Below are 14,780 nucleotides of genomic sequence, written 5' to 3' on the forward strand. Positions count from 1 at the left end.
ATGAAGTAATTTAAACATTAAGCATCGGCTTTAAAAGCAATATTTATTTTCGGCAATCATTTTTTCGGCAATGTTTCTGCGGGCCTGGGTGGTGTTGATATCGTCTGTTTTTGTGAAACGTTTTAACCCCATCATCATCATTTTCCTTTCGTCGCCCTCGGCAAATGAGTTGATGGCTTCCCGGCCCGAGCTGGCAATTTGTTCGGCAGCGTCATACAGATACACCCGCATCATGTCCAACTGTAGCTTGCAGTTCTCCTCTCCTTTTAAAGCGACGCACTTCTCTACCCGCAACTGCAATGATTCGCTTACATAAAGCTGGATCAACATATCGGCCAGGCACATCAGTACTTCCTGCTCTTTAGCCAGTTGTGTCATCAGTTTTTGCACAGCGGCACCAGCCACCAGCAACACGGCCTTTTTAAAATTGGCGATGTATTTTTTCTCTTTAGAAAATAAAGTCTCGTCATCGCCACTGCCAAAATCAGGAATACTAGTCAGTTCGCCGACTACCTTCTGCGCAGCGCTCATTAAGTCCAACTCACCTTTCATCGCACGTTTCAGCATCATGTCCACCGTTAGCAGGCGGTTAATTTCATTGGTACCCTCAAAAATCCGGTTGATCCTTGAATCGCGATATGAGCGTTCCATCGGGGCCTCGGCGCTATAGCCCATGCCGCCATAGATTTGTACGCCTTCATCGGCCACATAATTCAGCATTTCAGAGGCATGCACCTTGATAATAGCCGCCTCAATGGCAAACTGTTCTGTACCTTTCAACTTGGCCTTCGCTTCATCGACGCCCGAGGCGATGTACGCATGGGTGGCTTCTTCTATGTTTTGGCTAACGCGATATACCGCGGTCTCTGCTGCATAAGTAAGAATGGCCTGTTGCGCCAGTTTATAACGAATGGCCCCGTACTTTGAAATGGCCCGGCCAAATTGTTCCCGCTCGTTGGCATAGTTGAGCGCGGTGGTAATGATTTGTTTGGCTGCGCCGACTGTTGCACCTCCCAATTTTATACGACCTATATTCAGAATGTTTACCGCTATTTTAAAGCCGTTCTGCCGTTCAGACAGCAGGTTTTCTACCGGCACCTTGCAATCATTAAAAAACACCTGACGGGTTGAACTGCCCTTAATGCCCATTTTGTGTTCTTCGGGATTGAACGAGATGCCTTCAAAACTGCGTTCCACAATAAAGGCGCTCAAGTTTTCGTCGTCATCAATTTTGGCAAACACGGTAAACACATCGGCAAAACCTGCGTTGGTGATCCACATTTTCTGACCGGTGATGAGGTAATATTTACCATCATCAGAAAGCCTCGCCCGCGATTTCCCGGAGTTGGCATCAGAACCCGCCCCCGGTTCAGTGAGGCAATAAGCGCCCTTCCATTCACCAGTAGCCAGTTTGGGGATATATTTTTGTTTTTGCTCCTCGGTGCCATAGTATAAGATGGGCAAAGTGCCAATACCTGCATGAGCCGAAAAAGCCACCGAAAACGAATTACCGGCCCCCAGCTTTTCAGTCACCAGCATGGATGTTTTAAAATCCTTACCAAAGCCGCCGTAGGCCTCCGGTACAGAAATGCCTAATAGCCCCAACGCGCCGGCCTCTTCTACCAAGTGTGGCATTAAACCTTCCTCCTGCTCATCAATCCGTTTCAGGTTGGGGATAACGTTCTGGGCAAGAAAATCAGTGCAGGTTTGAGCAATCATCTGCTGTTCTTCGTCCCATTCTTCGGGGATAAAAATACTGTCGGCCGGGGTTTCTCTAATCAGAAACTCCCCTCCTTTAATGGCTTTTACTGTTTCTGTACCTTCCATAGTTAACTAATTAAAATACGGTAGATCAAGTGCAGGCCTTTTGTAAGACCTGGATAACGCCAATTGGCTATCTTTTAAATAAAATTAATCGCTTTTCCACTCGCAAAAAAGGGCTGTAATGCGGAGTTATTGGTCAAAAAGACGGGTAGAAAGGGAGACCCATCACTTATGACTTTGACGTGTAGATGCCGTTCGGTAATCTGAGGGTGATAAGCCGGTGTGTTTCTTAAAATATTTACCGAAGGTAGATTGATCAGGGAAGTTAACATTCTCGGCCACCTCAGCTACGCTGATCTGCTGATCTCTTAATAAAACTTTAGCCTCCAGTATCACGGCGTCTTCAATCCATTCGCCCGAGGTTCTTCCGGTTACTTCTTTTATGGTTTCTGTAAGATGCTTTGACGAAACGCAAAGCGCATCAGCATAAAACTGCACATTCCTGTGCTCTTTGTAAAAACGGAACACCAGGTTCTGAAAAAGCTGATTCAGCTCTTGCTTGCGGTTCTGGCCAGACTTTATGATTACGTGCTGTTTCTCGTAAATAAACTCCAGCTCGTAAAGCAGCATAATGAAAGCAGCACGGGTTATTTCCTGACGATAGGGATGCTCTTCCATTTCCAGTTTCTGCTGAATTAACCGGCAGGCATCAAGGATGATATTGGTGTCCCGGTGATCTGGATGGATGACCGGGTGCGACGTGCTTTTGAAATAACTGAACAGCTCAAGGAAAAGGCTATTGACATTATTGCCCGCCAGGAAATCTTTTGAGAAAACAATAAACCGGCATAAAAAATCATCGCTGCTGTTATAGATTCGCAGCACATGGAACGGTGTGGCCAGCAGCATGGCGCCGGGTGTGGCCTGGTAAACCTGCAGGTTTACCTCTACGCTGGCGCTTCCCCTGGTGCATATACCGATAATATACCCGTCAGACCGATAGGGATATTCGCTCAATTCCAACAACTGCTTCTCGTCTGTAATAAAAAACTCGGGGCCAATCATCTTATCTGCGTACAGATCCGCAAATCTTGATAAACTTAACTGTCCAATTTTTTTATTCATGGGTTGGTATTACGATTTATGCCCGGTTAATTAAAATTATTCAATTCTTCTTTTTCCTGGTCATGCCAAAACAAGCCAGCACATGATCTATCGTTGAACTATCTCTGGATACATTAAGCCGCAACTTGGTCATGGCATACTCAGACATTTGCCACCCCAACGGCAGTACCGGCGATAATGTATTTCTAGACAACTTGTCATCCGTTGGTCTGAACTGGAAAAAGCCGTAATGTTTCAGTTGCGCGTAAGAGTAGTTCCATCCGTCGGCCTTTTTGGTATAACCTATCCGGCTATCTAACAAACCCTTAGGCGGCACCAGCAGTTCAATTAAGTTCCCCGGCTTACCTATTGGTTCTGTGGCCAATATGGAGTTAGGCAGCGAAAAGAACTGGGGTTGTATGCGACCAAAAATGCTGTCTTCCTTCATCAGCTTACTGCGTACTCTTTCAAACACCGTCAGTACTTCGAGCGACGTTTCGGCGCCCGAATTATCCCAGGTTCCGCCGTCCATAAAATGGTGCCGCCCGTCCAGTCTGGCAGAAGGGCTGATGTAAGGGAACCGGGCACTCAGAAACGCCGCCGTACTGAGGCGCAAATCGCCTGGATCTTTAATTTCCTGCTCCAACATTATGGTCGACGGAAAATCCAGCTTATTCATTAATACCGGCGCTATAATGCCTTTTTTACCACTGTCTACATCAAAGGTATTGGCAAACAGCAGCGGTATTTCATAAGTTTTATTACGGTAAACCTGCCCTATGGTAAGCCGCATATTTATATGGTGGGCGGCGGTATGCCTTTCCCAATCCATCTCCATTAAACGGGCCCTGTCTGGCCAGGGCGCTATGCCTAGTGATGATGCCAGCATATCCCGCCCCAGCAACGCAGCCATGCTGGCGGTAAAATAGTCGTTCCGGTAAATGGCAAGCGAGTTTGACGGATAAAAGGCCGTATCATTTTTAGGCTGCTGCTCATGCTGATACCGGGCGCTGCAAAGCAACGTTAAACCAACCGTACCACCAGACGATCCGGAATAGGAGAATACATAATGTTGAAAATCGCGCAGCGAAGAATCTTTCTGTCCCCCGGCTCTTAACAGACTATCTAATGAACTGATCACCATGGTAGTCCACACGGTAGACCGCAAACCACCGCCGTAAGTATTGATAAAGAATACCGGATAAGGCTTGCCCGGGTGACTGGCCGTAAAATCTTTAATATCCTGTTTACGGTTGTTTAACCAGTGTTCGGTATAGCTATCTAATGAGTCTAGCGACTTACGGTAGTTCTTTTCTTTCTGAATATAAGCCTCATGATAAACCGTGGTGGTACTTGATGAGCGATATACCGCAAATACCAACATAAAGGTGATCAGGCTTAACCCCACCTTCTTACCCATAAACTGCAGAAATGAAAACAGCAACAGGTAGCTAACAAAAGCACATAATACCACCGGCATAGTAAAAAAGCGATTGTTGCGGGTAATGTTATTCAGAAAAGATGGGGAGTTACACAGGATGAAAAAGAGCAGGGCCAAAACTCCACTAAAAACAATTATAGGTGCCGCGTGCCATTTTGCTATTGCCTTGGAGGTGGTGCGCAGGGTAACGGTGATCAAAAACATCATCGACAGGAAAACCAGATCGAGCGATAAATAGGCCAGAAAATAGGGTTCGTGGTTCTGCCTGTCATAACCCCAACCCCATATCAGTAAAGGTAAGGTTAGTACCCCCATAGCAAACCAGTAACGCGCCCTGACTACCTGTCCGTCTTTTTTAAAGATGCGGTCAATCCACCGGTACTGCAATACAACCGTGTAAAAAGCCAGTACAGCTACCAAAATAATGATTGGCGGGATGCCACTGAGTTTATAGCCAATGTGGTACGTGGTCATGGCTTGCAATATGCCAATGGCAGGGATCAGAAATCCGGCCGCACCAAACAGGCGCGCGGTATTCACCTTTTCAGATGGTCTTCTGGCTGTCGGCCTTACTTTTGAAAAATCCAACGGGCCCATGAAAAACCTGCGGTAGCTGGTATTACGGGCATTATCAATTGCCTTTGGTAAATGCCAGCACAACAATGACAACAATGTGGTTGATAACAAAAAGCAAAAACTTGCCACACGGGATGTATTGATGGAAAAAAACAGATCCTGCACCTGGTTGCTAAAAATCCCCATTAAAAACACCACCAGCACCATTAATACAATACGGAACCGCCAGGCATAAAAACGCAGGCCACCCAGCCATACAGAAGTAAACTCCAGCCAAAGCCTGGGTTTGCCCAGTTTAAACGACTCATATAATAGCTTAACTGCGATAATGAACAGCAGAACGTACTTTGTCCACGCAAAAAGGCCGATGGTCCAGGCGTCGGGTAATGGTTTGTGAAGCCTGAAATGGTGCAGCATCCGGCTGGTGCCCAAGTTTACAACAACATCCATCAGCGCGGCAAGAATCGTTACAAAGCCTAATATCAAAACGATGGGCTGCGAGATAACAGACTTTCGGGGGTGCGCCTTCTGACAGCCCAGCCTGATGATGAGGATCAGCAAGATCAGCGTATAGTTGACAATAAAGCCGTAATCTGCTCTATTATGTAGTATAACGGCTTCAATACCGGTTACGGTTTGGGGTTGATAAGCATTGCTGGTATAGGTTTGCGTTTTTTTGAACCCGGCATGCCATTCTTTTAAGATAGAATCGCGGTGGGCGTTGCTCATATTGAGCTCCCAGTCAATAACCCCTGACGGCGTGTATTTGGTAACCACCAGGTAATGGTCTTTCCGGGTCATGCTTGCAATAACCAGCAAAGAAATAAGCAGCAATAAAAAAATAGGTTGGAAATGAACGTTAACCCGATATTGTAAACGCCGAAACATAATCCAGTGAATAAAGTTGCCTAATTAAAGTTACTGAAAAATTTATTTGTTAGCAGCAACCCTGAAATAATCAAAATCAGCAAATCCTTCTTTTTGCTCTGTGGCATTAGGGTCTATGCAAAACAGGCCCGTTTTAGCTCCAATCCAGTCGCCTTTTTCTAACTTGCAGCGCGTGCCAATGGTCTTGAAATCTTTACCATTGGTACTATACGCATACTGGCAGGTGGCATTTTCGTCAATCATGCCGCGCAGCCAAACTTGTACTGTATTTACTGGCTCACTGGCTAGCTCCGTCATCGGTTGGGTGCCTGCTTGTTTCTTGCCTTCATACAATACCAGCACAAGGCCGTCATCACGTTTCTCGATGCATAAACAAGTAAAATAGCTGCCCATCATCACCAGCCCGGCCCGCTCACCATTTTGCTCAGGTTTAAACTGCATTTGCGTGGTTACGGTAAACGCTGGTGCCGTTAGCTTTTGCAATAAGAGGTTACCGGCATAAAACAGGTTGCCATTACCAACGGGACGACTTGTAGCATTTAGTCTGATCTTCCCTTGTTGGGGCAGCAATGTGTACCACTTATCATCGGGTGCAGCCTGCCATTGCCACTGCAAGCCTAATTGATTGCTATTAAACTCATCTGTAGTTTGCGGTGCTGTGGCCGGGTAGGTTTTACCAACATTGGGTTTGCGGTAAGTCATTACGGGCTCGCCGGTGCCGTCGTGGTCATCATCCTGGCCGGTAACGGGCCAGCCGTTCTCCCAGTGAACGGGCTGTAAGTGTACAATGCGCCCGTACGCGCCTTTGGCCTGGAAGTGCATAAACCACCACTCGCCGGTTTGCGTTTCTACATAACCGCCCTGGTGCGGGCCGTTGATTTGGGTTTTACCCTGGTTCATCACAATCTTATCTTCATAAGGCCCGTAAATATTTTTTGAGCGGAAGATGGATTGCCAGCCGGTAGAAACACCACCGGCCGGAGCTGCAAAATAATAGTAGCCATCGCGCTTCTCCATAAACTTAAATCCTTCCAGCACGGGCTGCTTTTGCCTGTCCTGGTAGATCAACACTCCGGTATCTAGCAACGCATGACCGTCTGCCGACATTTTATGCAGTATAGCCGGACCAGCGCCTTTTTTGCCATGTAACAAATAAGCCTGCCCATCCTCATCCCAAAACGGACAAGGGTCTTCCCAACCTCTTACATTTTTAACTACATGCATCTCCCATTTTCCTGCAGGATCTGTGGTTTCGGCCATCAGCAGGCCTTCTTCGGGCGTGCATACGTACACGTAATACTTGCCGTTATGGTAGCGGATTGATGGCGCCCAACTGCCCTGCCCATGTTGCACCTGTTTATAGCGATCAAAGGGCAGGGTGATATACACGTAATTAATAATGGTCCAGTTTACCAAATCTTTAGAATGCAGTACCGGGATACCTGGCTGACAGGTAAAGCTCGATGCCACCAGATAGTAATCATCGCCGGTACGGATAACATCAGGGTCTGAATAATCTGCATACAACACCGGATTTTTGTAAGTGCTGTTGCCCAAATCGGGCATCCACACTTGGGCCCGACAGGTATATGAAAAGCTTATTAAAACAGTGGTAACTAGCGTTACTACTTTCAGTAGATTTTTGGCGGTCATTTTAAAGCTTGTTGGTAAGGTCTATCTGGTCAAAGCTAATAATTTCAATGGGCGCACTTAAGCCGGATGATAATAATTTGGATGTTTTATCAATTACTGGAATGGCGGCCGGATCATTCACCGCCTGTAAGGTTGAGGTGGTAAAGACGTTTTTATCTCCTCGCGGTTGGACAAAATCGCCAATAATGCGGTTTCTCCATGGATTCACGGCCCTGATCACCAGTGTATTTTTTCCGGGATGCACCAGTGCTGTAATATTTAGCGGGAAATTGGGTTCCCAGATATCACCAACAGATCTGTCGTTACATGTGATACCTGCCGCCGCACCGAAACGCGGGATCTTCAACTGAATGATCTTACCATTCCCGAAAAACGATTCAGGCAGATCAACATCGATTGTATAACGGGCGACGCCTGAATAATACTTGATTGCCGCATCTGTGGCATCGGTAAACGAGTGAAGTTTCATGTCCGTTACTTTCACATCAGGTTCACTCTCTAACTTAATGTCGGCAGCGGTGTCAAGGCTGATGCGTTGGGCCGCTCTCAGACTGATATCGATCGATTTTTCCTGGCTGGTCACCATGCGATAGACACCACCTTTCGGATTGCTGATGGTTAACTGACCGGCTGAATTGATGCTTGCCGACGGCATCGGCACCACCTGATTATCTGCCGACGGGAACAACGTGTGCCCTGCCTGATCTTGAATGGTCTGAATATGCGCCTTGTCTCCCGCCCCTGCTTCAAACACATAAAACAGCGATTGTTTTGGCCGCAAGGTAACCGGCAGCCATGTGGTACCGCTTTGTTGCGTATAAATTCCGGGATTAGTAACCTCGCCGGTCTCGGCATCCCAGCTGGACGGCGTTTTATCGCCAACTACAAAACCGGCTTCAAAGCTGACCGGTTTGAAATTATCAGTGTTGGTCAACTCATAAATTTCTGTTGTACCCGCCCGTTTGTGGAGCGTAAGCAATCCGTTTTGGCCGATGCCTTTTAATTGGACGTCTGGCACAATACCGCTGCTCTTAAGCGCATCAAGCGGATAAAAATGACCTTTGCCATAGTCTTTGTCAAAAATACTATCGGCTAGCGTGGTTAACTTTTGATCGTTAACCGCCTTGTCTTTAAGGGTGAAGGTGGTTTGCGGTTTCCGTCCATAAACAGTAGCACCTTGCTCTACCAGTTGAGCTATCCTTTCAAGCGTCCGCAGATCTAATTTTTCATCAGGCAGAATCAGGAAAACAAATGATGATTGGTTATCCAGCCATAGCTTGCCATCTTTAACGGAAAGATGGTTAAGCAGGATATCCCAATTGCAATAGTTATAAGTAATGGCCTCTGACAGTAGATTACTCGCTGGCCTGAACTGATCAAACGGCATTTCATCACCCTGATAGATCAGCACCTGCGGAGTAGCATCGCTATGCTGCAGCAAATATTGCATGCGGGCTTGTTCTTTAAAATAACTGCCTGCAAATGGCCACCAGGTATTATGACGGTTAAACGTCAGGCCATAAACGCCAAGGGTTAAGCCTGGCTTGCGCTCATTGGGCTGATGTACATAGCTGTGGAGGAACACCTGATTTACCCCTTGTGCAAAAACATTATCGCCATAGAGTTTAATATCCCACGGCGAATCGCTATACAGCGCTAAGCCGGTGTAAGACTCGGCACCAAGCACCGGTTTATGGTACAGGAAAGCCGCATGACTAACCAGGTTATGATTCATGACGCCAGACGGCACATATACATACGGGGTATCAACGGCGTTCCAGCGTGCCCAGAACTCCGTCATCGGCACATCGAAATATTTGTAGGCTTTCAGGATATCCAGCGGTGGATAGATCACGCCGCCGTAGATGCCCTCGCCATAAAACTTCATGCCGCTGCGGTGGCAGAGATCGGCCAGGTGTTTAAAGTAATACTCGCCAATCAGATCTGCAATAGTGCTGCGGTAATCATGCAGGAAGGCTTCTGATGATGGAACATCTTTTACAACCTCGCCACACAACACCGGCAGGTATGGAATCATGCTGTAGCCCCGGCGTTTTTCAAACTCGTGTTCAAAATTATCGGTCCAGTTTTGCAGCATGCACTCCCAGCTATCAACCAGGAAGTATTCAAAGGTTTTACCGGCATCACTGCCTGCTTCTTTAATCAGTTTTTCGGGGAAACTATGGTAATGCAGGTTGAGCGCCGTGGTATCCATTTTATCGCACTCCAAACCCTCCCCCTCTTTTGATGCCGGGTGATTGGTACGCCCCGTAGTAGTAAAGCCAAAGCGCAGGATTGTCCAATTGCCAGCCGGGGCTTTCCATTTTAAAATCCCATTCTGCACTTTGTCGGTAACGTCAATTACATCGCCTACCGGTTCAGCTTTAGGCATCCCTGGCACGTCTTCATAAAACTGTTGCAAACGCTGGCCCTCTGAGGTTACTGTTTTTGTGAGCAGATGACCAATAGCGGGATGATAATCGCCTACCTCATCCTTGCCCAGCAGGGCAACATCGCCTATCTCTATTGTTTTGGGTTGAGGTTTATCTTTAGGCAATTCCAATCTATAAACGGCGGCCGTAGTGCGCGGAATCGATATCGAGAATACTTCATTGTTAACAGGCACATCTATAACGGCAATTTGGTGCAAGTCGTTCTCATTATTGCCGGCTAATAGGTTAAAATGTGCCACATCTTTAGCGGCGGAGGTTCTGATACGGTTAGTGGCAATTTCTATCTTTTCTGCGGTGAAAGCTTTGCCGAAAGTCAGATCAATTATGGTGCCTGGTTTACATTCCATTACACTTACCGGGCTACCGTCTGTCACGGTATCGCCAATAGCAACGCCATTAAGTTTGGTTGAAGGATGGGCCAGGTCAAAAGAATTTGCCCCTGCAGATTGGTAGGCCAGTATGCGGTCATCCTTATAAAAGTTTTGTAAGCCAACCGGCTCATTCAGCTTAACAGTAACATGCCTGCCACCATTAATAAACGTTTTGCGCCAGATGTACTGTTTCATGGAGTTCTCAGGCTTGAGCCAGGGGCCACCACTTTCGCTCCAGCCATCGCAGTTTGACGTGCCGATGGTCATGCCCAAACGTTTAGCTTCTGCAATGGCAAAACGAAACATCTCATACCATTCTGGCGAGCCGAATTTAACCTGAGGATTGCCCTCCAGATTTTTCAAACGGTCTATATTGAGGATAGTTGCGCTATGGATCCCCTGGGCGTTCATCGCCTCCAAATCTTTAGTGATGCCGTCTTTGGTGATGTAGCCGCTCATCCAATGCCACCAGGCATTGATCTTATTGGTATCTGGAGGCGTTGAAAATGAGCCCCTGCTCAATGGCGATTGTGCTTGGGCAAAAGAAATACAGCCTGCCGATAACAGCAGGGCATAGCCCAGGATAAGCTTCTTTAGCATGTTGGTTTTATTGGTTCCGAAGTATGAATATACATGGTATTAATCTGCCGTCATAGTGTGTACCACAAACATTTTACAAACCATCGGGCTAAAAACCCTCCTGTTACAACGCCAACCTATATCGCAAGCAAAACATCATCAATAAAGCCCAACAAAAAAGGGGGACAACCGGTTAAGATTGTTCCCCTTTTTGCTATTAACGCGCTTAGCCCTGCCGAAATTTAATTAGTCTGCAGCTTATCCAGAATCGGTCGCTTCACTCCCGACACTGTGGTTTGACCCGTTTTCAGCTGCTCAAATATTTCTATCGTGTTAATACCTTTTTTCAACCACTCTGCCGGCAGGTAAACGGTTTGCTGCGGACCAATTTTCCAGTAACGACCCAGGTTATGGCCATTTACCCAAACCACGCCTTTGCCCCATGTGGATAGATCCAGGTAGGTATCGGCTACCGTTTGCAGGTTAAATGTCCCTTTGCGCATCACCGGCGCATTGCCTTTATAAACGGCAGATTGATATTTAATACCATCCAGCGTTTTAAATGGAAGGCTAAACATGTTCCAACCGGTTAATGCTGCGCCATTAAACAATACAGCCTCTGTAATGCCTTTTTTGTTTTGCAGCATGTATTTGCCAAAATTGATCCGGCCCAGGTTTTCTACCAGAATATCAAGCGTTACCTTGCCCGCAGGGAGGGTGATTTGCATGCTATCCTGCTTGGTCCGTCTGTCAAGCGTACCAACTGCACGTCCATTAACCATTACCACGGCATAATCGCGCAGTTCTTTCAGCTTCAGCATACCGCTTTTGCCTCCGGTAAGGGTGGTGCGGTAAAGCACGAAGCCGTAATCCTGATGGAGGGCTTCAAACGTAAGCGGCGTATCGTTTGCTACGGCCGCAAGCAACAAGCCGCTTAACGGTGCATATTGGTTAAGTTTAATATCAGCGATGGCGATGGACGGTTTTGCGGCAGGCACCTCCGGCAATTTTACGCCTTGCGGCAGATGCTTTTTGATGACGTTACGGAAAGCGATGAATTTTGGCGTAGGATTGCCTGCCTCGTCCAGCGGCGCATCATAGTCATAACTGCTAATCTGCGGCTCATATGGCGTGGTATCTTTAAAATTAGCCCCGTTCATAAAACCGCGTGTTGTGCCACCATGAAACATGTACATGTTGATGGAAATGCCTGCTGCCAGCGTAGTATCTAACCGGCCGGTATATTTTTCGGCTGGCACGGTGTGGTGCTCTGTTCCCCACCAGTCAAACCAGGCAGGATACCACTCGGCCACGTAATATGGACCTTTACCATCATGATTTTCATTTACCCAGCGATGTACGGCGTCGGGGTTGTCAATACCATTTACAGCTGGTAGCAAACCCGGCAAGTGCCCTTTTACCACATCGGGCACCGGGTCACAAGTATAAAGCAGGCCATCAAAACCAGCCTCTTTAAACAGTTTCTCGTTAATTTTCAGATACTCCTGGTCGCTGCCGTATGATCCATATTCATTTTCAATCTGCACCATCAGGATGTTGCCGCCATGGTTTACTTGCAGCGGCGCCAATTGCTTGCCAACTGCTTTAATATAGGCTTCATACTCTTTAAGATACTGGGCTTCTTTACTGCGCACCACCAGGCCTTTTTCATTTTGCAACCAGTACGGATAACCGCCAAACTCCCACTCGGCGCATACGTACGGACTAGGGCGCAGTATTACCCACAGCCCTTCCTGTCGGGCTATCTTTACAAACTCTGCAATGTCATTATTACCGCTAAAATCAAACACGCCTTTCTGCGGCTCATGCAGGTTCCAGAACACGTAGGTGCCAATGGTATTGAGGCCCATTGCCTTGGCCGCCTTCATACGGGCGCGCCATGCTTCGCGCGGGATACGGGGGTAATGCATCTCGCCGCTAATCATCTGGAAAGGCTTACCATCCAGCAGAAAATCTTTGTCGCCCAGAGTAAAAGTATGGGTAGCCTGCCCCCAGGATGAGGCATGTAGCATGACAAGGGCGCCTGTTAACAGGGCCAGCAACTTTAGTTTCATATGTCTTTAGATTTTACTTAACTGTCTTTTTATCAGCAGTTTGTTTTACTTGATCATAATAATTACGGAGAACGAAGAAGGCTTTCTTCTTTTCGCCTTTTTCGCCATAGAGGCCTTTGCGGTTCCAGCCCTCCTGATATAGCGGATTATTGCGTTTGGGCGAGCGGAAATCAACCATTACCCAGGGCGATACACCTACAAAATTATCGGGCATACGCTTAAACATAGCGGTTTGCTCTTTAAAGTACCACTCTTGAAACTCCTCGCTAAAACGGGTAAGTGAATCGGCATGGAAACCGGCCAGCGCTTCGGCACCTGTTTCGCTAATAAATAGCGGTTTATTGTAAGGCGTGCTCCAATTGGTGGTTCGGCATTTATCGGGCAGGCCACCATACCAGCCCAGGTATTCGTTAAAGGCAACCAGATCTACAAACTGCCCCAACGGGTCGTCTACTACATTTACATCTTTCAACGCCCCATAGTTTACCTCCAGCGCTGCCGAAACCATCCGGGTTTGATCCAACGATTTGGCTTCGGTAATCAAACTGTGCATAAAATCAGTACGGGTCTGACTGATCGGCGTTTCATTCCCTACAGACCAGATGATGATGCTGGCGCGATTATGATCGCGGTTAATCATCTCATGCAACTGCGCTTTGGCTTTGGCCAGCACGGCAGGGTTGCCAAAATCAATAGTCCAATACACTGGAATTTCTGACCATACCAGCACACCCAATGAATCGGCCGTGCGGGTCATCGCTTCATCATGCGGGTAATGGGCCAGGCGCACCATGTTACAATGCAACTCTTTAGCCTGGTTCAGCAGTTTGCGGGCATCATCATAACCCACTGCGCGGCGCACATCCCCGGCCATTTCTCCGTGGATACAAATACCACGCATAAAGATGGGCTTGCCATTTAAAAGCACCTGCTTTCCAAAGGCTTCAACCGTGCGGAAACCTATCTTATCTTCGGTTTTATCTGCAGATGATGAGATGATAACCTGGTAACGCTTCGGGTTCTCCGGCGACCATAATTGCATTTTAGGCAATCTAAATTTTACCGGGGTGATGGAGCCTGTGGCAGCAATTTGCTTCTTAAATTTCAGTTCAGGAATTTCTACAGTCAACTGTTCGCCTGCCGCAGGGGCCTTGTTCAACCTGATCCAGCCATCCACATCCGGCGTAGCCAATGGGGCCTTACCCGGGTCCGGTTTTTTGAGCTGGATCACAAAGTCCTGGATAAAATTTTGCGGCAGCTCCAACAGCTTTACTTCACGGGTAATGCCGCCGTAGTTCCACCAATCGGTATTCAGCGTGGGTACTTCATCAGCGTAACGCTTGTTATCAACCTTTACTACCAGGAAATTGCCTTTTTCTTTCAGCAAGCTGGCAGGCACCTCGAAATTGAAAGGCGTAAATCCACCTTTGTGCATGCCCAGCTTTTTACCGTTCAGGTAAACGTCGGCCCTGTAGTTAACGGCGCCGAACCAGATAAAGAACCGGTTGTTTGCCGATGCCTTGTTATAATCGAATGCTTTTTTGTACCAGATGGTACCCTCATAATATACAAACTCAGGTTTCTGGTGATTCCAATCGCCGGGTACATTAAGCGAGTATTTATCGTTATAGCCGTGCTCCTTCTTTTCGGTTTTGTTAGCAGGCACATCGGTATTCCAGTAGGCATCGCCGTTATCGGCTTTCAGCTCTTTGTAGCGGTAGTCATAAAATCCCGTTTCATAGGGATCAACAATATATTGCCATTTACCGTTCAGACTTAGTGCTTTGCGGGCAGGTACATTGCTGATGAGGCTGTCCTGCGCGCTGGCACCAAGGGCTAATGATAAGGCTAAGATTAAACAGTTTAGTTTTCGCAT

Annotated in this window: 7 protein-coding genes; all 7 read right to left on the bottom strand. The window is 47.3% G+C overall.

Going from position 1 to position 14,780, the window contains the following annotated elements:
- Nucleotides 1–30 precede the first annotated feature (30 nt).
- The 7 genes from ABZR88_RS13445 to ABZR88_RS13475 all read right to left on the bottom strand — a co-directional run bounded on the left by ABZR88_RS13445 (nucleotide 31) and on the right by ABZR88_RS13475 (nucleotide 14,780).
- The gene (locus ABZR88_RS13445; RefSeq protein WP_107826839.1) at nucleotides 31–1,827 is read right to left on the bottom strand and encodes an acyl-CoA dehydrogenase family protein; all 1,797 of its coding nucleotides are present in this window, start codon (nucleotides 1,825–1,827) and stop codon (nucleotides 31–33) included.
- Between the two features lie 162 nt (nucleotides 1,828–1,989).
- Nucleotides 1,990–2,889, bottom strand: coding sequence for an AraC family transcriptional regulator (locus ABZR88_RS13450; RefSeq protein ID WP_107826838.1), 900 nt, complete (start codon nucleotides 2,887–2,889; stop codon nucleotides 1,990–1,992).
- A 40-nt stretch (nucleotides 2,890–2,929) separates the two neighbouring features.
- The gene (locus ABZR88_RS13455) at nucleotides 2,930–5,686 is read right to left on the bottom strand and encodes a hypothetical protein (RefSeq protein ID WP_170113526.1); all 2,757 of its coding nucleotides are present in this window, start codon (nucleotides 5,684–5,686) and stop codon (nucleotides 2,930–2,932) included.
- Between the two features lie 129 nt (nucleotides 5,687–5,815).
- Nucleotides 5,816–7,426 (bottom strand): glycoside hydrolase 43 family protein, encoded by a 1,611-nt coding sequence (locus tag ABZR88_RS13460; RefSeq protein WP_211309740.1) that lies wholly within the window; start codon nucleotides 7,424–7,426, stop codon nucleotides 5,816–5,818.
- A 1-nt stretch (nucleotide 7,427) separates the two neighbouring features.
- The gene (locus ABZR88_RS13465; RefSeq protein WP_107826836.1) at nucleotides 7,428–10,850 is read right to left on the bottom strand and encodes a glycosyl hydrolase; all 3,423 of its coding nucleotides are present in this window, start codon (nucleotides 10,848–10,850) and stop codon (nucleotides 7,428–7,430) included.
- Between the two features lie 221 nt (nucleotides 10,851–11,071).
- Entirely contained in the window at nucleotides 11,072–12,904 is a 1,833-nt protein-coding gene (locus ABZR88_RS13470; protein WP_107826834.1) for a beta-galactosidase family protein, read from the bottom strand.
- A 13-nt stretch (nucleotides 12,905–12,917) separates the two neighbouring features.
- A complete protein-coding gene (locus ABZR88_RS13475) occupies nucleotides 12,918–14,780 on the bottom strand; it encodes a glycoside hydrolase family 2 protein (protein WP_107826833.1) in 1,863 nt (620 codons plus the stop codon).

Source organism: Mucilaginibacter yixingensis (genome assembly GCF_041080815.1).
GTDB lineage: Bacteria > Bacteroidota > Bacteroidia > Sphingobacteriales > Sphingobacteriaceae > Mucilaginibacter > Mucilaginibacter yixingensis.

Coding starts and splice junctions, on each gene's coding strand:
- ABZR88_RS13465 (WP_107826836.1), bottom strand. CDS start 10,850: ATGCTAAAGAAGCTTATCCTGGGCTATGCCCTGCTGTTATCGGCAGGC.
- ABZR88_RS13445 (WP_107826839.1), bottom strand. CDS start 1,827: ATGGAAGGTACAGAAACAGTAAAAGCCATTAAAGGAGGGGAGTTTCTG.
- ABZR88_RS13475 (WP_107826833.1), bottom strand. CDS start 14,780: ATGCGAAAACTAAACTGTTTAATCTTAGCCTTATCATTAGCCCTTGGT.
- ABZR88_RS13455 (WP_170113526.1), bottom strand. CDS start 5,686: ATGACCCGGAAAGACCATTACCTGGTGGTTACCAAATACACGCCGTCA.
- ABZR88_RS13470 (WP_107826834.1), bottom strand. CDS start 12,904: ATGAAACTAAAGTTGCTGGCCCTGTTAACAGGCGCCCTTGTCATGCTA.
- ABZR88_RS13460 (WP_211309740.1), bottom strand. CDS start 7,426: ATGACCGCCAAAAATCTACTGAAAGTAGTAACGCTAGTTACCACTGTT.
- ABZR88_RS13450 (WP_107826838.1), bottom strand. CDS start 2,889: ATGAATAAAAAAATTGGACAGTTAAGTTTATCAAGATTTGCGGATCTG.